The sequence below is a fragment of the Pseudarthrobacter sp. efr-133-R2A-89 genome (assembly GCF_030209315.1).
Classification (GTDB): domain Bacteria; phylum Actinomycetota; class Actinomycetes; order Actinomycetales; family Micrococcaceae; genus Arthrobacter.
The window spans coordinates 47,600-65,738 of record NZ_JARVSE010000013.1 but is presented as its reverse complement, the minus strand read 5'-3'; the positions used below and the strand labels follow the sequence as shown (position 1 = coordinate 65,738).

Below are 18,139 nucleotides of genomic sequence, written 5' to 3'. Positions count from 1 at the left end.
CAGGGGTCTTTCCAGGCAAATCCCACGCGGCGCCGCGTGCGGCGGGCCGTAGTGGTTACCGGACGTGGATGAAGACCGGTCCGGAGCCAACGTTGGCGCTGAACACAACGGTGTCATTGCCGTTGAAGCCACCGTGGACGGCCATCCCGTTTCCGGCGTACACGGCGATGTGGGCCATTCCTCCACCACCATCGGCGTAGTAGATCAGGTCGCCGGGCTGGGCCTGCGAAGCAGGCACCCTGTCACCGAGGGACAGGTAACCGGCGGGCCAGTCGTGGAAGTGGATGCCGACAGCGGCCAGTGCGTTGGTCACCAGCATGGTGCAGTCCTGGTGCACGCCGAGCTGCGCGTAGGCAGCGGAGAGGATGGCAGCACCCTTTCCGCTGGCTGAAACCTGGGCGGCGGGGGCAGCCGTGGCGTCCGCAGTTGCAACCTTGGCGGTGACCTTGGGAGCGGCAACGGTCTGGGCGACGGGAGCCGGAGCGGCTTCCTGTACCGCAACCGCGGGCTCGGGAGCAGGCGCCGGGGTGGTGGTGACGGCGGGCTTCTCGAAGCTGATGGCAATGGTGGAAGCCGCTGAGATTGGAGCGTCGACGGCGGATTCAACTTCCATGGCGGATGCCGGAGCGGAGTCGCGCTTGACGTTGGTGTCGGCAGCGTTGGCTGCGATGCCGCTGGTCAGGACCAGGCCGGACGCTGCAGCAATTACTGCAGCCTGGCGGCCCATGCCGCCGGCGTTGTCACTGACAGCCTTGGCAATGATTGCGATCGAGTTGGTTTTGGTGACCTCGGCGCGGTGCCGTGCGGTAGCACGAGTCGTCATCAGTTCTCTCTTTCGTTTTCCTCTGGACCGCGGTGGCCTGTCCGAGGGGGTTGGATGCGCCGGCATCTTGGGGGTACGCCGGCGCGTCCCGAACGGGGATGTGGTTTCTAGCGAAAAAGCTTGGGGCAAAGAAATAGCCCTTGGAGCGTGGAGCCCAAGAACTACTTGTTCAGGTGGTAGTACGTGGAAGTACCGGTGGCTGCCGGCGAGTGGAGCATGGTTCCCTGCGACGGGTTGAGCGCGCTGATCATCATGCCGTTGCCGACGTAGATGCCGACGTGTGCGCCACCGTTCTGGACCACGAGGTCACCCGGCTGGGGGGTGGAGGTGGGGGTCATGATGCTCCACGCGTTCGTGCGGGGAATGCTGATGCCAGCCTGGGCATAGACCCACTGGACGAACCCGGAGCAGTCCCAACCGTTGGGGGTGGTGCCGCCCCAGACGTAGGGGTGGCCGATGCCGGTGTAGGCGATCGCGGCAATGCCGGAGGTGGCTGCGGACGAAACGGCCTCCACTGCCTGTCCGGCCTTGGACGCCTCCTGGCCGGCAGCGGTGGCGGTGCGGTCCGCGGACGCGGTGGACTGGGTGCGCACGGGCTCCACCTTCGGGGCGGCGGTGGTCTTGACCGCCGGACGCTCGAAGGAAACGGTGGCCGTGGGGGCCGCGGTGACAGCAAGGGCGGTCTGCGCGGAACCGGACTCCGTGGAGGCCGAGATGCCGGCGGTGGTGTCCGCGGCGTTGGCCGGCAGGCCCATGCTCAGGATGAGGCCTGAAGCCGCTGCCACAACGGCAGCCTGGCGGCCCACGGTCCCGGCATTGGCGCTCACGGCCTTGGACATGGCGTCCAAGGGATTGGCGCGAACCGTTTGCGCACGGTGGCGCGCAGAATTATGGCGTGAAGACACGAAGGTAGCCTCTCCCAATGCCTGCGAGGTGAGCTGTCGGATTCGGATGGGAGTCACCCGGCCACTTCGCTTCCTGGGAAGCTCATGACTTAACCCCAAGGCCTTCCGGAATGCAGAAGGCCAAAATTGGTTCCCCCGCCCCTGCCAGACGATGAAATGCGAACGGACCTTGAGCGGTGGCAGAGTTAGGCAATCCACTCAAGAGCGTCAACTTCGGAAAAGTTGACGCAAGTTAGACGGTACAGCAGTTTTGCTTCAATGTCACATTCAGGTCACGGCGGGTCACCGCGATCTGAGAGTGCGCAATCATACGGTTACAGCCAGCCCATCGGATCGACCACTTCGCCGTTGACCTGGACTTCGAAGTGCAGGTGGCAGCCAGTGGACGCGCCGGTGGTCCCGCTCAGCGCCACGACTTCGCCGCGGGAGACCGTTTGGCCCACCTTGACGTTGAAAGACGAGAGGTGGTTGTACGTGGTCTCCAGGCCGTTGCCGTGGTCGATCACCACCCGGTTTCCACCGCCGAACTGGTGCCAGCCGGCGAAGGTAACGGTTCCTGTTGCGGCCGCCAGGACGGACGTCCCGCACTGGGCCACGAAGTCCTGTCCACGGTGGAAGTCTCCGGTGCCGCCGGTGATTGGGCTGACCCGGTAGCCGAAGGGGGACGCGGTCACGAGGGATGCCAGCGGGGCGGCCAGGGTCCCGGCGGAAGCCGCGCGGGTGACCGATCCGGCCGACTGGGCGCTCAGCAGCTGCTTCAGCTTTCCGTCGGGGTCCGCCTGCGTCACGACGGCTGAGCGGCTGAAGTCGATCTGGGCGCCTACATCCGCGGAAATCTGGGGCTGGGGGCTGATTGCGGAGGCGGCCTGGGGTGCGATCCCGGCCGCATCCGTCGCCATGACGGGGCTGGTGGCGGGCATGGTCACCGTGAGCACCAGGCCGGTGGCGGCGAGGGCGATGCCGGCCTTTTGGCCGATGCCGCTGGCCGCGGCAAAGTCGGTGATTTGCCGGAAGGGACCCCGGCGGCGGCGCGCATCCCGCTGCGGGTCGCGGGGGCGCTCCGCGGCGGCTACTTCGACAACCCGGGGTGCCTCAGGGGGGCGCGCCGCGCGACGGCGGCCCCGGGAGGTCTGCATGGTCAAGAAGGGTTCCTCTCTGGAATAGCCTGCGGAGTTAGCTGTCGGATTCGGGTCAGAGAGTTCAAAGACCCGGCCCGTCATGGGCAAACTTCTACGCAGGGGTATTCCCGGAAGAATCCTTCACTGGAGAGGCTTGCTGCTGACGGACTTCACCCCAAGGCAGTCCCCCGGCTGCCGGTTGTGGTTCCCCCGCCTCTGCCAGTAACGACTCGTACACCTGGCCCGCTGGCAGAGCTCGGCTCCGGATCAGGTAACGCTTAAGTATCAACGCTGGGTTCCACTATAGGGGCTTCAGGCCCTAGGTAACAATTCCGTTATCTTTGCGTGGAATCCCTTGGGTGGGGTATGGAAAGGCGGCGTCAGGCCTGCTTCACGGCGACGAAAACGTGCGCCGCCACCTCGGGAGGCAGCTCCAGCGCGCCCTCGATTCCTGCCACGCGTACCGAAATGTAGTCACCGACGCGTTCCAGTGAGACCGACGCGCCTGGCCGGATACCGCCCTCGTCGAGCTGGGTCAGCAGTTCCGGCTCCACCTGGATCGGTTCCGCCAGCCGGCTGATGGTTACTGCCGATTCAGGCCCATAGGCCTTCATTGCCTCCACCAGGCTGATGGCGCCATCTCCGAACCCGGGCCCGGGCTGGCCGCCCAGGGCGGCAAGGCCGGGGATGGGATTTCCGTAGGGCGACTCCGTGGGGTGATCCAGCAGCTCGTAGATGCGCCGCTCCACCCGTTCGCTCATGACGTGTTCCCAGCGGCAGGCTTCGTCATGGACATAGGCCCAGTCCAGTCCAATCACGTCCGCCAGCAGGCGCTCGGCCAGCCGGTGCTTCCGCATGACCTCAGTGGCACGCTTGCGGCCGGTGTCGGTCAGTTCCAGGTGCCTGTCACCGGAGACGACAACCAGGCCATCGCGCTCCATCCGGCCGATGGTCTGGGAAACGGTGGGTCCCGAGTGGCGCAGGCGTTCGGCGATACGGGCCCGGAGGGCAACGATGTTCTCTTCCTCAAGCTCCAGGATGGTCCTGAGGTACATCTCCGTAGTGTCGATCAGATCCGTCATCCAGCTCAGCTCCTCGAGCGCAGTACCTTGCGTTGTCCCACCGTATCGCCTCTTCCCGCGACGTAGTCCGGGGAAGAGTTTAGCCTATTTTGATTTAGTCCGAATAGAGGCCGTCGCCTGCGGCGTCTCATTGGCTGGACATTGGCGCCGCCCGCTCCCGCCACACTGCGCGCTTCAGGCAGAATTGGGAGAGGTCTGCACTGCAGCCATGGCCGGCTCCCGGCCACCCACCACCCGGACCACAGCTTTCGTCCCCGCCGAATGGAGCACCTGTGAGCGACACCAGCATCACGATTCCCGCCAACCTCCTGCCCCAGGACGGGCGGTTCGGGGCCGGCCCCTCAAAGGTCCGGCCGGAACAGATCGATGCCCTGTCTGCCGCGTCGAAGACCATCCTCGGCACGTCCCACCGACAGGCCCCCGTCAAGAACCTGGTGGGCTCCGTCCGCGAGGGGCTCAGCCAGTTCTTCCGTGCTCCCGAGGGTTACGAGGTGGTCCTGGGCGTGGGCGGCTCCACCGCGTTCTGGGACATCGCCAGCTTCGGCCTCGTGTCCAAGAAGGCTCAGCACCTGTCCTTCGGGGAGTTTGGCTCCAAGTTTGCTTCCGCCACCAACAATGCGCCGTTCCTGGAAGCATCCTCGATCATCAAGTCCGAGCCGGGTACCCGTCCTGCTGCGCAGGCGGAGGCCGGCGTGGACATCTATGCCTGGCCGCAGAATGAGACCTCCACGGGCGTCGCCGCCCCGGTAAAGCGGGTGCAGGGCGCCGACAAGGACGCTTTGGTCCTGGTGGACGCAACCTCCGCTGCCGGCGGCCTGGACGTGGACGTTGCCGAAAGCGACGTCTACTACTTCGCCCCGCAAAAGAATTTCGCTTCCGACGGCGGCCTCTGGCTCGGCCTGTTCTCCCCCGCCGCCCTGGAGCGCGCTGCCGCCATCAAGGCAAGCGGCCGCTGGATCCCGGACTTCCTGGACCTCCAGACCGCCATCGACAATTCACGGCTGAACCAGACGTACAACACCCCGTCGCTGTCCACCCTGGTAACCCTTGACGCCCAGGTCCAGTGGCTGAACGCCAACGGCGGCCTGGACTTCGCCTCTGCCCGCACCGCCGATTCCGCCGGCCGCATTTACAGCTGGGCTGACGCCTCGGAGTTCGCCACCCCGTTCGTGGCCAACCCGGAGGAGCGCTCCAACGTCATCGCCACCATCGACTTTGACGAGTCGGTGGACGCCGCAACGGTGGCGAAGGTACTGCGCGCCAACGGCATCGTGGACACCGAGCCCTACCGAAAGCTGGGCCGCAACCAGCTGCGCATCGCCACCTTCGTGGCCATCGAGCCCAGCGACGTTTCGGCACTGCTGTCCAGCATCGACTATGTCGTGGGCGAGCTCCGCAAGTAGTCCAGGCACACACGAAGGCGCCGCCCGGGGAATACCCGGACGGCGCCTTTTCGTGTGTGGCAGGAAATCCTTGCCTAGTCTTCAGGCTCCGCGTCGCCGGCGGCAGGCTCCGCGTCGTCGTCGGCAGCCTCTTCATCCCCGGACCCCTGCTCCGCTGCCGGCGCCTCGTCCTGGCGGGCTTGTTCGGGTTCCTGCTGCTGCTCGTCCTCGGGGCGCACGCGTTCGGCCCACGGCACCCATTCCGGGGCGAGGATCGAATCTTCCGACGGCAGCAGGCCCAGCTCATCGACAGTTACCACCTTGGAACGGGAGTTGCGGGTCAACACCGCGTACCACTGCCAGCCGCCGTAGCCGGCCAAGCGGGACTCGAACAAGTGCGTGACCAGCCGGTCGCCCTCGCTCTTGGCACCAAGGTGCGGCCCGATGGTGGCGGGGGGCGTGATGCCCTCAACCGCGGCCAGTGCAACATCCACAGCGGCCGCCAGGAACGCGTCAGGCTTGCCCGTCCGCCATACCGGAACCCCGGCCTTGCGCTTTGGCGCAGCCTTGGCAGCCTGCTCCTGTGGAGCCATGCCCGGTTGTTCAGCTTGGGGGTTCATCGGCGCCTAGACGTCCAGCTCGTCGGCAACCTTGCGCAGGGCGGCCGCGATTGCCTTGCCCTTGTTGCCGTCCGGGTACTTGCCCTTGGACAGCGTCCCGGACAGGTTGTCCAGGACAGTCACCAGATCCTGCACGAGCGGTGCGAGGTCCTTGGCGCTGGGACGCTTTGCTTTGGCAATGGACGGGGTCTTGTCCAGCACGCGCAGGCCCAGTGCCTGGGCACCCTTGCGGCCGTCCGCGACGCCAAACTCCACGCGGGTGCCGGCTTTGAGCTCCGTTACACCCTCGGGCAGCGACGACTTGGGCAGGAAGACCTCCTGGCCGTCCTCGCCCGCGAGGAACCCAAATCCCTTGTCCTTGTCATACCACTTGACCTTGCCGGTAGGCACGTAATCAACCTTCTTCGTTCTGCTGTCATGAGACACGGCCAGGTGCCACCGCGTCCGCATTGTTGTGCGGGTTCAAGGTATGGCCCCTGCAAACCGTGTTGGTCTGTATGCTTCAAGGTTATCCTGCCGCATGCCCTAATCATGCTTCCGGCCTCACTGTTCCGCCCCTGGCGCAAGCCCCGGGCTTTAGCGGCACGCCGGCGCCGCTGTAGCGTTACCTCCATGACACCCTTGCGTTTCCGCCGGCCCCTGATGGTGCTCGCAGCTGTTATTGCCTTGCTCTCCCTGGTAGCGGTGGGAACGGTCATGGCGCTCGCCTTCGCGGGGTCCGTCGCTCCCACATGGGTCACCTACTCAGCGCTGTACGGCCTCCCGGTGGCCTTCATCCTGATGCTCCTGCTGGTCCTCGATGGCGTGGCCGCCCGGCGGCGGGCGGGAAGGCGGGAGCCGCGGTAACGTTGGACTGATGTCCCTCATTCGTGCGCTCGGCAAGGACCTGGAGGCACGCAGCGACGACTCGTTGCGGGCACTGTTCGCCGCGCGGCCGGACCTGATCTCCCCCTCGGTGCCGGATTTCGCGGCACTCGCAGCGCGGGCGAGCTCCCGGGTCAGCGTCCAGCGGGCATTGGAACGGCTCAACCGGCCCCAGATGCAGGTGCTCGAGACCCTGCATCTGTGCACCAACACCGACACCGGCCACAGCGCGTCCGCTGAAGGCCTGCAAAAACTGATCCAGGGTTCGTCCCTGGCCACCGTCCAACAGATCCTTGGCACCCTGCAGGACCTTGCCTTGGTCCACCCGGCCGCTCCACCGCACGGCTCCCCGCCCGCAGCGTCCGGACACGCCTTCTACCTCCCGGCTGGCGCCCTCAAGGACGTGGTGGGAATCTACCCGGCCGGACTGGGCCGCAGCTACACGGAACTGGTGCGCCTCCAGCCGGCGTTCGCCCAACGGGCAGTACCGCTGGTTGCGGAGTTGCACCGCAGCGGCTTCGCCGTCCAGGATGCCACGACACCCATGGAAGCGGCACTGGCCCTCCAGCACTGGACATCATCTCCGGAGGCGCTGCGGGACATCCTCGCCGCAGCCCCGGAGCGGACGACGGCGCTCCTCGCCAGGTTCCGGAACTGGGCCATGGGTGCCGTCCCCCAGGCGCAACGGAAGGCCTCGGTCCTGACGGAACCGGCCGATGTCGGCCCGGTGGACTGGCTCCTTGCCCGCGGCCTGCTGGTCCCGCTCGACGCCGCGCACGTCGAATTGCCGCACAGCGTGGGGCTGGCTCTCCGCGGCGGTGCCATCATCGACGACTTCACCCTTGCGCCCCCTGTCCCCGAACTCGGCCGCACCACCGCAGCACTGCGAAGGAACGCGGCCCTGAGCGCGATTTCGGAGACCCTGCGGCTTGTCTCCGAACTGCTGCATGCCGTCCGGGACCAGCCGCTGGCCACCCTGCGCAGCGGCGGGGTGGGGGTACGCGAAATGCGCCGCCTCTCCGAACAGCTGCGGATCGACCAGGGCGCGGTGGGGCGGCTTCTGGAACTGTGTGGCCTGGCCGGCCTGATCCGCCTCGACGTCGACTCTTCGTGCTGGGTGCAGCCGCCCCAGCTCGAGTGGCTCCTCCTGCCGAGGCAGGAACAATGGCTGTGGCTGGTCAACGCCTGGCTGGCCAGCGAGCGCGTCCCCTCAATGGTGGGCCAACCAGTGAGTACATCGCCCGGCACACCTGCTGCCCGGTCCGCGTCGGGCACCACCATCGCCGCATTGTCCGCCGGAGCACAGCGGCCCGATGCCCCGGTGGTCCGTAAACGCATCCTGGAAATCCTGCATGAACTCACGTGCGAGGCATCAGCCCCGGACGGCGCTGCCCCGGTACTCGATGCCGCCGCGGTCCTCCAGCGGGCGGAATGGTCACAGCCGCGGATGGCCAGGCGGTTCAGTTCCCTGATCCGCGGCGTCCTGGCAGAGGCCGAACTGCTGGGCCTCGTGGGATCGGGGGCGCTGAGCCAGCTGGGAAGCGCTTTCGCCGAAGACAATCCCGACGCCGCCCTGGCCATCCTTGGCGAGCACCTCCCGGCAGCGCTGAACCATGTGCTGCTTCAGGCGGACCTTACCGCCGTCGCGCCGGGCTACCTGGCCCCCGCACTCACGGAAAAACTGCTGGCCATGGCCGATGCCGAAGGGCAGGGGCCGGCCACCATCTACCGGTTCTCCGCCGAGTCCATCAAACGGGCGCTCGACGACGGCTACGACGCCCCCGCCCTGCTGCGCTTCCTGCGTGAGCACTCGGCCACCGCAGTGCCGCAACCGTTGGAGTACCTGGTGGAGGACACCGCCTCCCGGCACGGCAGGCTGCGGGTGGGGCAGGCCGCGAGCTTCATCCAGAGCGACGATGAGGCGATGCTCGCCGGGCTGCTGGCCGGCCCGAAAGCGGCGCAGCTTGGGCTGGTCCGGCTTGCCCCCACCGTCGTGGCGTCCTCGGCCCCGCAACGCGACGTTGCCGCCGCGCTCCGCAGCCTGGGCCTCTCCCCCTCGGTGGACGGCGCCGAACCCGCCGGCCACCTTCGCCGCGCTGCCTCCCCGCAGGAAAGCCTCCGCCCTGTCTATACCGCTCCGCGGCTGGCACCTGCGGCGGAGGACGTGGATGCCCAGCTGCACCTGCTGCGGCAGGCGCGTGACGCCGTCGGACACTCCCCGGGACCTGCCGCGGGCAGCGAAGCCGCCACGCAGCTGGGGCTGGAGGCGCTGCAGCGGGCCATCCGGCTGAAGCAGCGAATCCACATGAACGTGGTGGACAGCTTGGGGAATGCCAGCGTGGAAGTGGTTGTTCCGCTGTCTGTCAGCGGAGGACGGGTCCGGGTGTTCGATCCCGCCAAGGAAACTGAACGGGTGTTGTCCGTCCACCGCATTATCGATATCGAAGCCGCCGAGGAACTGCGGCAGTAAAGGACTTCCCCGCGTGACCGACGGACCCCTGATCGTCCAAAGCGACAAAACCATCCTCCTCGAAGTGGACCACGAGCTGGCCACCGAAGCGCGGCACGCCATCGCGCCTTTCGCCGAACTGGAACGGGCTCCGGAACACATGCACAGCTACCGGCTGACCCCGTTGGGACTGTGGAACGCACGCGCCGCCGGGCTGGATGCGGAAAAGGTACTGGACGCCCTGCTGAAATACTCGCGTTTCCCGGTCCCGCATTCGCTGCTGGTCGACGTCGCAGAAACCATGTCGCGGTACGGCCGGCTGCGCCTGGAGAAGGACCCGCGCCACGGGCTGGTGATGCGGACCGACGACTACCCCGTGCTCGAGGAAGTCATCAGGGCGAAGAAAATAGCGCCGCTGCTGGGGCCCCGGATCGACGGCGAAACCGTGGTGGTGCACGCATCCCAGCGCGGCCAGCTCAAGCAACTGCTGTTGAAGATCGGCTGGCCGGCCGAGGACCTGGCCGGCTACGTGGACGGCACGCCGCACCTGATTTCGCTCACCGAGGACGGCTGGCAGCTGCGCCCCTACCAGCGCCTGGCCAGCGAAAACTTCTGGGCGGGCGGCAGCGGGGTGGTGGTGTTGCCCTGCGGCGCCGGCAAGACGCTGGTGGGCGCCGCGGCCATGGCCACCGGTTCCACCACCACGCTCATCCTGGTCACCAACACCGTTGCCGCGCGGCAATGGAAGGACGAACTCATCAGGCGCACCTCCCTCACGGAAGAGGAGGTGGGCGAATACTCGGGCGCCATGAAAGAGGTCCGTCCCGTAACCATTGCCACCTACCAGGTGCTCACCACCAAGCGTGGCGGCATCTACCCGCACCTGGAACTGGTGGACGGCCACGACTGGGGGCTGATCATCTACGACGAGGTCCACCTCCTGCCGGCTCCGATCTTCAGGATGACGGCCGACCTCCAGGCCCGCCGCCGCCTTGGGCTGACAGCCACCCTGGTCCGGGAGGACGGGCGCGAAGGCGAGGTATTCAGCCTGATCGGGCCCAAACGCTATGACGCGCCGTGGAAGGACATCGAGGCGCAGGGCTACATCGCGCCGGCGGACTGCGTCGAGGTTCGCGTTGACCTGCCGCAGGACGAGCGGGTTGCCTACGCCATGGCCGATGACGCCGACAAGTACCGGCTGTGCGCCACCTCAGAGTCCAAGACGCAGGTGGTGGAGCAGCTGGTGGCACGCCACACCGGTGAGCAGCTGCTGGTGATTGGCCAGTACATTGACCAGCTGGACGAACTCGGCGAGCGCCTGCAGGCACCGGTGATCAAGGGCGACACCTCCGTGAAGTTGCGCCAGAAGCTCTTTGACGCGTTCCGCGCCGGTGAGCTGCAGACCCTGGTGGTGTCCAAGGTGGCCAACTTCTCGATCGACCTGCCCGAAGCCTCGGTGGCAATCCAGGTATCGGGCTCATTCGGGTCCCGGCAAGAGGAAGCCCAGCGGCTCGGGCGCCTGCTGCGGCCCAAAAAGGACGGCCGGGCTGCCAGGTTCTACTCGCTGGTGGCCCGCGACACCCTCGACCAGGAGTTCGCCGCAAAGCGCCAGCGGTTCCTGGCCGAACAGGGGTATGCCTACCGGATCATGGACGCCAAGGACGTCGAGGCTGCCGGATAGGGCCCGGCAGCCTCCACTCTGTCAGCTCACGCCGTACGAGCTGTCGCGTTCCATGGTTCCCGTGCGCGGATCGAACTGCGGACGCTCGTAGGCCAGTTCGCCGCCGCTGCGGCCGCCGTAAGGGCGGCCGTGGTCCGCGAATTCTTCCCGGAAGAACGCAAGGCACCATTGGCCCATCTGCATCCGGGCGCCGGTCCTGAGCACGGAAGGACCGGAGGTGGCTACACTTCCGCTGACAGGGCCGCGCGGCACCAGGACATACTCGTCCTGCTCGTCGTGCCTGATCTCCGCATGCAGCCCTTCCAGGCCCTCGAGCCTGATATCGGACTCCGGACCGCTGCCGATCGTGGTGACCTCCCCCGACAAAGCCACTTCACGCGGGACCTGGCCGGTCCAGGTGGTTGCGTCCTGGACAAAGATGAGCCGTGGCCGGCCGCTCCCCCTGGTGTAGTGCGTGGTGGTGATGCGGCGGGGAATACGCCGCCGCACCGTGGGGAGCAGCGGCAACGGCGTGGCCGGCGGAAGCAGCGGAATGCCCTTTGGCCGGCGCCGTCCCTGCCGAAGGAGCGGCAGGAGGGTTCCGAGCTTCCCCAGCTTGATATGGGGGGACCTGGTGACGAGCCGCTGCGATGCAGGACTCTCCACGGCTCCCAGGCTGATGAGGTTTCCGTCCGGACCGGAGACGTGGACACTGATGCCTTTCCTGGCCAGTACCTCGGCCAGCGGCTTCACTTCGTCCAGGGACGGGAGTCCGCCTCCCGACAACGGGGAAAGGTCCGCGAGGGATACCGTCAGCTCCGTGCCGGCGGCCTTGGCGCTGCCCCGGGTGACTGCCCCTGACTCGTCCGAGAAGGAGAAGTCAAGGTCCACGTCCAACCGGTACTCAGCCATGATTTTCAGCCGCGGTTCAGATCGGATCCGGCGGCATCCTTGTCGCTGGTGGTAACCCGCAGGCTGCCGTTGAGCTTCCAGGTGGCCCGCGGCGCGTCAGGACCGATGTCGCGGGGCACCTCGATGGTCATGTCCACGAACTGGTAGTTGATGGCAGCACCCTTGCCGGTGAGATATGACCACATTTCCTCCGCCAGGTCCGCCCAGTCGCGGATGCTGCGGTCCGTGGATGTGGTGTTTTCAGATGCGCTCAGATCAGTCATGATGGTCAATCCCTTCACATGGGTCAGGAGCGATGGAATCCGGGAATCAACACTGTATTCCCGAGCCCGTGACGGCGGAAGAGATGGGGCGCTGAACGTTCTCACCCTGATTTCGGTTCCCGCCGGCGTGTGCCTCAAGCCGCGGATCGGGGGGACACTGGATGCATGAGCATGCGCATCATTCCCGCTGTCCCCGGGCCCGGCCAGGAATCGGTCTGGGACTACCCCCGGCCGCCACGGATCGAACCCAGCACCGAACACATAAGGATCGTCCTGGGCGGTGAGCTGATCGCCGACACCACCGACTCGCTGCGTGTCCTGGAGACCAGCCATCCGCCGGTCTACTACCTGCCGCGGTCGGCGTTCGTGCCTGGCGCACTGGAACCGGCGGCAGGCAGCAGTTTTTGTGAGTTCAAGGGGTCCGCCGAGTACTTGACCGTCCGCGGCGGCGGGGAGGAAGCCGACGGGGCCGCCTGGTCCTATCCGGAGCCGTCGTCCGGATTCGAGGCCCTGGCAGGCTGGGTGGCCGTCTACGCGGGCAGGATGGATTACTGCGAGGTGGAGGGTGAACGCGTGCAGCCGCAGCCGGGCCGCTTCTACGGCGGCTGGATTACCCAGCGGATCCTCGGTCCCTTCAAAGGGGAGCCGGGAACGATGGGCTGGTAAACACAAGAACACCACCATCATGCTCACAACGAATATCCAGACAACTCCCAGACACTGGGAGCATTATGGGAACATGAACAAGAACGGTCCCGAAGCCAGGCTGCTCGTCGTTGATGATGAACCCAACATCCGCGAGCTTCTCTCCACGTCCCTCCGGTTCGCAGGCTTTGAAGTTGTCTCCGCAGCCAACGGGCGCGACGCCCTCGCTGCCGCGGACACCCAGGCGCCTGACCTGGCCGTACTGGACGTCATGCTCCCGGATATGGACGGGTTCACCGTTACCCGCCGCCTGCGCGCCGCCGGAAAGCACTTCCCTGTCCTTTTCCTGACAGCGAAGGACGACACGGAAGACAAGGTGACCGGCCTGACCGTTGGCGGCGACGACTACGTCACCAAGCCGTTCAGCCTCGATGAGGTGGTGGCCAGGATCCGCGCAGTGCTGCGCCGGACCCAGCCCCTGCTGGATGACGACGCGATCATCCGTGTCGACGACCTTGAGCTCGACGACGACGCCCACGAGGTCCGCCGCGGCGGCACCGTCATCGAGCTCTCCCCCACCGAGTTCAAGCTGTTGCGCTACCTCATGCTCAACCCCAACCGGGTCCTGTCCAAGTCCCAGATCCTGGACCACGTGTGGGAGTACAACTTCAACGGCGATGCCTCCATCGTGGAGTCCTACATTTCCTACCTCCGGCGGAAGGTGGACATCGATCCCGAAGCCCCGGCCCTGATCCAGACCAAGCGCGGCGTGGGCTACGTGCTGCGGACGGCTGAAAAGCGCTGACCTTGTTGAAGCGGTGGAAGTCGGCCTCGCTCAGGTCGCAGCTGGTGGCCATGATCATGGCCTTGCTTATCGTGGCCCTGACGGTGACCGGCGCCGTCACCCTCACGTTGCTGCACAGCTACCTCCAGGGCCAGGTGGACGACAAACTTAACGCCGCCGTCGACTCGGCCCGGCAACAGCGCTCGTTCACGCAGTTGCAGGCGCCCAGCCCCATTCCCACCGACTATTCGCTGATGCTCTTCGCCCCCGGCGAGCAGCCCTACACGTTCGGCGGCGACCCCGACGACCACCCGGACATCACGTCGCTCACCGTCGACCAGGCCCAGGCCCGGGGACTTGCCCCGTTCCAGGTCCGCGGGACGGACGGGCAAAGCTGGCGGGTGGTGGCGGTGACCGTCCAAAACGGCCAAACGACTGCCGTGGTGGTCATCGGGCTGCCCCTGGCGAGCGTTGACGACGTCCTCAAGCACGCTACTTTGGTGGTGACCGGGGTGGGCCTGCTGACCCTGCTGCTGGCCTCCCTCATCGCGAGCTGGACGGTATCGCGCTCGTTCCGGCCGCTGGCAAGGGTGGAGAAGACCGCGGCCGCCATCGCCGCCGGTGACCTCTCCCGGCGCGTTGAGGTGGAGAATCCCGCCACCGAACTGGGCCGGCTAAGCAGCTCATTGAACGCCATGCTGGCGCATATTGAGACGGCGTTTGCGGCCCGGACCGCGTCCGAGGCGAGGATGCGCCGCTTCGCCGCGGACGCCTCCCATGAACTTCGCACACCACTGGTGACCATTCGCGGCTTCTCCGAGCTGTACCGCCATGGCGCCTTGTCCACGGACGAGGACGTGGCCACCGCGATGGGCCGGATCGAAAGCGAGGCCAAGCGCATGGGTTCCATGGTCGAGGACTTGCTCCTGCTGGCCCGCCTGGACGAGCAGCGGCCGTTGCAGCAAAGGCCCGTGGACCTGCAGCTGATCGCCCACGACGCCATGGTGGACACCCAGGCCAGCGACCGTTCCAGGACCATCTCGCTGGCGGGCCTCAACGGCGGCCCGGCCACGCCTGCCCCGGTCCTCGGGGATGAGGCCAAGCTGCGCCAGGTGGTGGGCAACCTCGTGGGCAACGCGCTGCGGTACACCCCGGAAGGCAGCCCCATCGAACTGGCCGTCGGAGTCCGCAGCACGGATGGTGAGGCCCGTTCCGTCATCGAGGTCCGGGACCACGGGCCCGGTATTTCGGAAGAGGACGCAGCCAAGGTCTTCGAACGGTTCTACCGTGCCGACACGTCCCGCACCCGGGAGACGGGCGGCAGCGGCCTGGGCCTGGCCATCGTGGCCGCCATCGTTGGTTCGCACGGAGGTTCAGTGCGGGTGGAGCAGACCGACGGCGGCGGGGCCACGCTGGTGGTCAGCCTGCCGCACCATGACGAAGCACCAGCGGCTGACGCGGCAGACGGGGAGGAAGCGGCGGACGGCGCCACCGCCCATCGTGGCGTAGACAGCGGCAACCCGGTTATCCACATATAGAGCTCCGGCCATGACTCCGCCCCGCGCGGCTGCCTAGGCTCGTTTCAGCAGCCCGGAACCGCCGGGCCGGAGGCGTCCCCCGCCGTACCGAAAGGCATAGCCATGAGCATCATTTCCGTCGACACCGAGCTCCTGCAGTTGAAGTCCGCCAACGTACAGGCAACCGTGGACAGGATCAGCGCTGACGTGCAGGCCATGAAGCGTGGCCTCGACGAGCTGCAAGGCTCGTGGCGCGGCTCGGCGGCCAGCAACTTCCAGGCGCTGGTCACCGAGTGGACCATCACCCAGGGCCGGGTGGAGGCGTCGCTGGCCTCCATCAACGCGGCCCTGGCCTCCGCCGCGGCCACGTATGCGCAGGCCGAGCAGGGAAACGCGCAGCGCTTCAGCTGACAGTTCAGGCTTCCGGGGTTCCTTGATGGAACCGCAGCCGCCACCGTTCGCCGTCAAGGACCCACAGCGAGCTTCGCAGCGTGGTGCCGGCACGGGCAAAACTCCGATACGTCAGCAGGACGGCGCCGGTGCCGATACGCTCAGCGCCCAGAACCTCGATGTCGGTCCGTTCACCGGGGTCCTCTTCGAGGGCCATCATCATGGCGTCCCGGGTCCACACCCTTCCCGAACTGCCGATTTCCATGAAGTCCGGGTGGAGGAGGACTGCTGTCCGGCCAATGTCGCCGCGCACCAGCGGGCCCAGCAGCTCACGTTCGAATTGCTCCACCAGGGCCTCCGGCGCGACCGCACCGGCCTGCTGCGCTGCCTCCGCATCCTCCTGGGCTTCCGTGTCCAATTCGCTGAACAGGTCAAGCTCGTCATAAGCCGAAGCCGGCTGGGGCATGGCCCGCTGTTTGCCGTTTCCCGCTGCAGGACCTTTTTGGCCGGCCGCTGCCGGGCGGGTGTCCGCACGGGTAGGGCCTGCCTCCGGGCGGCCGGGGGCGGCCGAGCGGGCGGGTGCAGGGGCGGGGATGTCGAGGGTGGCCGGCTGGAGGCCACTGCCGGCCTGAGGCTGCGCCTCAAAGCTGTGCCCGGAGGCGCCCGGATGGTGCGCCCCCGGAAATCCCGGACCAGACCGGGCGGCCACGCCCTGCTGGTAGGCGGTTGCCGCGGCCCGGGCGCGTTCATCGGCGGCCTCGTTCAGGCTGTGGCCGGCATGGCCCTTGACCCATTCGAAGGTATACGTCCGGCCTGCCAGTTCGCGGTCAAGTTCCTTCAGCAGTTCAACGTTCAGGACGGGCTTCCCGTCGGCTTTACGCCATCCCTTGCGCTTCCACCCGGGCATCCATTTGGTAATGGAGTTGATGACGTACTGGCTGTCGCAGAGGATGCGAAGGTCCTCCCCCGGAAGATGCGCGGTGGCCCGCAGGAGATCCAGGACAGCCATCAGCTCCCCCTGGTTATTGGTCCCGTGGGGCCAGCCGCCCGCCCGCCAACAGTTGTCATCCACGTACCAGGCCCAGCCGGCCGGGCCCGGGTTTCCCAAGGCCGAACCGTCAGCCGCTGCAGTAATCGTCACCGGTCCATCCTGCCAGAAGCCAACGACAATGGGCCGCCACCGCAGCGGCACAGGCCCTCTCGGCAGTCCGCCGCACGATGTACAGCTCCCGCACGTGCCGTGGCCGCCAGCCTGGATACCATCCAGGAAAACGTTTACCGAAACTCTTGACTCATCCCTTCCACTCGCGAAACAATCGCAGAATCACAGTGAGAAAACGCTTTCCCGTGAGGTCGAGGGTCCCGCAACGACGTGGGATCGACCCAGCGGTTACAACATCCGGAAGGAACATCAATGACGAGTCCAGTCTTCAGCCGGCGCAGTTTCCAGCTCGGCGCCGCCGCCATGGCGCTCACCCTGCTGGCAACAGGCTGCGGAGCCCCCGGCGGCTCGGGGGACAACGGGCAGGTGACCCTGCGGTTCGCGTGGTGGGGCAACGAGTACCTGAACGCACAGACCCAAAAGGTCATCGCCGCATTTGAAGCGTCGCACCCGAACATCAAGATCAAGGCGGAGCCGGGCGAATGGGCCAGCTACTGGGACAAGCTCGCAACGAAGACAGCTGCCAATGATGCCCCGGACGTTATCCAGATGGATCAGAAGTACATTGCCGAATACGGCGGCCGCGGGGCGCTCATGGACTTGTCCAAGCAAAGCGGCATCGACACCTCCAAGCTGGACAAGGAGGCCCTGGCGTCCGGCCAGTATGGCGGTGCCCAGTATGGTCTCAGCACCGGCCAGAATGCCTACGTCATCATGGCCAACACCAAGGTGTTCGACGCAGCAGGCATTCCGCTCCCGGACGACAAGACGTGGACGTGGAAAGACTTCACGGACACCGCAGCCAATATCAGTGCCGCTGGTGACGGGAAGAGCTACGGCGCCGCCTACGGCAGCAACGAAGCAGACCTGATCATCTGGCTGCGCCAGCACGGACAGGACCTGTACACGGGTGACGGCGGGCTCGGTTTCGAGACGGCCACCGCCGCGTCCTTTTGGGAACGGCTCAAGGACCAGCGGAACTCAAAGGCCAGTCCTCCTGCCACCGTCGCCACCGAGGACGCCGGCGCGGGGCTGGAGGAGAGCCTCTTCGGCACCAACCGGGTGGCCATGGCCTGGTGGTGGACCAACCAGCTGGGCTCGCTGGAATCCACCACGGGCAGCAGCATCAAGATGCTGCGGGCCCCGAGCATCAGCGGCGCATCGGCAAGCAACGGGATGTACTACAAGCCAACCATGTTCTGGTCGGCTTCGTCCCGGTCCAAGCACCCGCAGCAGGCGGCTGAATTCATCGACTACCTCACGAACAGTCCGGAGGCCGGCGGCATCCTGATGACGGACCGCGGTGTGCCCACCAACAGCGCCATCGTGGCTGGTATTACTCCCTCGCTCAAGCCGGCCGACACCACGGTGGTGGGCTTCCTCAAGGACATAGCGCCGGACATCAAGGGCGCGCCGCCGGTTCCGCCAGTGGGTGCGGGAAGCGTCCAGAACGTCATCAAGCGCTACACGGATGAAGTACTGTACGACCGCCTGACGCCGCAGGCAGCCGCGGACGCCTTCAAGAAGGAAGTCGAAGGGATGCTGGCTTCCGCCAGGAAGTAG

Annotated in this window: 18 protein-coding genes and 2 riboswitches; of the genes, 9 read left to right on the top strand and 9 right to left on the bottom strand. The window is 66.6% G+C overall.

Translation table 11 applies throughout. The features are described 5' to 3' along the window. Positions 1–55: 55 nt before the first annotated feature. From QRM95_RS19545 to QRM95_RS19530, 4 genes are all read right to left on the bottom strand, one after another. Entirely contained in the window at positions 56–823 is a 768-nt protein-coding gene (locus QRM95_RS19545; RefSeq protein WP_285249085.1) for an NlpC/P60 family protein, read from the bottom strand. Between the two features lie 161 nt (positions 824–984). Continuing rightward, positions 985–1,662, bottom strand: coding sequence for a C40 family peptidase (locus QRM95_RS19540; RefSeq protein ID WP_285249219.1), 678 nt, complete (start codon positions 1,660–1,662; stop codon positions 985–987). A 70-nt stretch (positions 1,663–1,732) separates the two neighbouring features. Then, positions 1,733–1,914, bottom strand: a riboswitch (cyclic di-AMP (ydaO/yuaA leader). A 128-nt stretch (positions 1,915–2,042) separates the two neighbouring features. Further along, on the bottom strand, positions 2,043–2,864 hold the full coding sequence (locus tag QRM95_RS19535; RefSeq protein WP_285249218.1) for a M23 family metallopeptidase: 822 nt from the start codon (positions 2,862–2,864) through the stop codon (positions 2,043–2,045). Between the two features lie 10 nt (positions 2,865–2,874). Continuing rightward, positions 2,875–3,116, bottom strand: a riboswitch (cyclic di-AMP (ydaO/yuaA leader). 110 nt (positions 3,117–3,226) lie between these two features. Continuing rightward, on the bottom strand, positions 3,227–3,928 hold the full coding sequence (locus QRM95_RS19530) for an iron-dependent transcriptional repressor DtxR (protein WP_285249084.1): 702 nt from the start codon (positions 3,926–3,928) through the stop codon (positions 3,227–3,229). A gap of 272 nt (positions 3,929–4,200) precedes the next feature. Between QRM95_RS19530 and serC the strand changes: the two genes are divergently transcribed. Next, entirely contained in the window at positions 4,201–5,331 is a 1,131-nt protein-coding gene (gene serC / locus QRM95_RS19525) for a phosphoserine transaminase (RefSeq protein WP_285249083.1), read from the top strand. Between the two features lie 74 nt (positions 5,332–5,405). Here serC and QRM95_RS19520 read toward each other — a convergent pair whose 3' ends face one another. Both QRM95_RS19520 and QRM95_RS19515 read right to left on the bottom strand, forming a co-directional pair. Beyond that, positions 5,406–5,930, bottom strand: a complete 525-nt coding sequence (locus tag QRM95_RS19520; RefSeq protein ID WP_502934987.1) for a DUF3027 domain-containing protein — start codon at positions 5,928–5,930, stop codon at positions 5,406–5,408. A gap of 6 nt (positions 5,931–5,936) precedes the next feature. Beyond that, complete coding sequence (locus tag QRM95_RS19515) at positions 5,937–6,320, bottom strand: cold-shock protein (protein WP_018762148.1); 384 nt, start codon at positions 6,318–6,320, stop codon at positions 5,937–5,939. A gap of 222 nt (positions 6,321–6,542) precedes the next feature. Between QRM95_RS19515 and QRM95_RS19510 the strand changes: the two genes are divergently transcribed. Genes QRM95_RS19510 through QRM95_RS19500 form a run of 3 tightly spaced genes read left to right on the top strand, consistent with a single transcriptional unit; the run spans position 6,543 to position 10,924 of the window. Next, positions 6,543–6,776: a hypothetical protein gene (locus QRM95_RS19510; protein ID WP_026264694.1), complete on the top strand. Its 234-nt coding sequence runs from the start codon at positions 6,543–6,545 to the stop codon at positions 6,774–6,776. Positions 6,777–6,786: 10 nt separating this feature from the next. After that, on the top strand, positions 6,787–9,264 hold the full coding sequence (locus tag QRM95_RS19505; RefSeq protein WP_285249081.1) for a helicase-associated domain-containing protein: 2,478 nt from the start codon (positions 6,787–6,789) through the stop codon (positions 9,262–9,264). 13 nt (positions 9,265–9,277) lie between these two features. Next, positions 9,278–10,924 (top strand): DNA repair helicase XPB, encoded by a 1,647-nt coding sequence (locus QRM95_RS19500; protein WP_285249080.1) that lies wholly within the window; start codon positions 9,278–9,280, stop codon positions 10,922–10,924. Between the two features lie 21 nt (positions 10,925–10,945). On the opposite strand, the gene QRM95_RS19495 is transcribed toward QRM95_RS19500, so the two are convergent. Both QRM95_RS19495 and QRM95_RS19490 read right to left on the bottom strand, forming a co-directional pair. Further along, positions 10,946–11,815 (bottom strand): FHA domain-containing protein, encoded by an 870-nt coding sequence (locus QRM95_RS19495; protein WP_285249079.1) that lies wholly within the window; start codon positions 11,813–11,815, stop codon positions 10,946–10,948. Positions 11,816–11,820: 5 nt separating this feature from the next. Continuing rightward, positions 11,821–12,078 carry a hypothetical protein gene (locus QRM95_RS19490; RefSeq protein WP_026264693.1) on the bottom strand — a complete coding sequence of 86 codons (258 nt, stop codon included), beginning with the start codon at positions 12,076–12,078 and terminating at the stop codon, positions 11,821–11,823. A 165-nt stretch (positions 12,079–12,243) separates the two neighbouring features. Between QRM95_RS19490 and QRM95_RS19485 the strand changes: the two genes are divergently transcribed. The 4 genes from QRM95_RS19485 to QRM95_RS19470 all read left to right on the top strand — a co-directional run bounded on the left by QRM95_RS19485 (position 12,244) and on the right by QRM95_RS19470 (position 15,435). Then, positions 12,244–12,744 (top strand): DUF427 domain-containing protein, encoded by a 501-nt coding sequence (locus tag QRM95_RS19485; RefSeq protein ID WP_285249078.1) that lies wholly within the window; start codon positions 12,244–12,246, stop codon positions 12,742–12,744. Between the two features lie 73 nt (positions 12,745–12,817). Beyond that, complete coding sequence (locus tag QRM95_RS19480; RefSeq protein WP_018762141.1) at positions 12,818–13,528, top strand: response regulator transcription factor; 711 nt, start codon at positions 12,818–12,820, stop codon at positions 13,526–13,528. Positions 13,529–13,530: 2 nt separating this feature from the next. Further along, a complete protein-coding gene (locus tag QRM95_RS19475; protein WP_285249077.1) occupies positions 13,531–15,045 on the top strand; it encodes a sensor histidine kinase in 1,515 nt (504 codons plus the stop codon). 102 nt (positions 15,046–15,147) lie between these two features. After that, the gene (locus QRM95_RS19470) at positions 15,148–15,435 is read left to right on the top strand and encodes a WXG100 family type VII secretion target (protein ID WP_285249076.1); all 288 of its coding nucleotides are present in this window, start codon (positions 15,148–15,150) and stop codon (positions 15,433–15,435) included. A gap of 4 nt (positions 15,436–15,439) precedes the next feature. On the opposite strand, the gene QRM95_RS19465 is transcribed toward QRM95_RS19470, so the two are convergent. Then, on the bottom strand, positions 15,440–16,555 hold the full coding sequence (locus QRM95_RS19465) for a ribonuclease HI family protein (RefSeq protein WP_285249075.1): 1,116 nt from the start codon (positions 16,553–16,555) through the stop codon (positions 15,440–15,442). 273 nt (positions 16,556–16,828) lie between these two features. Between QRM95_RS19465 and QRM95_RS19460 the strand changes: the two genes are divergently transcribed. Next, complete coding sequence (locus tag QRM95_RS19460; RefSeq protein ID WP_285249074.1) at positions 16,829–18,139, top strand: ABC transporter substrate-binding protein; 1,311 nt, start codon at positions 16,829–16,831, stop codon at positions 18,137–18,139.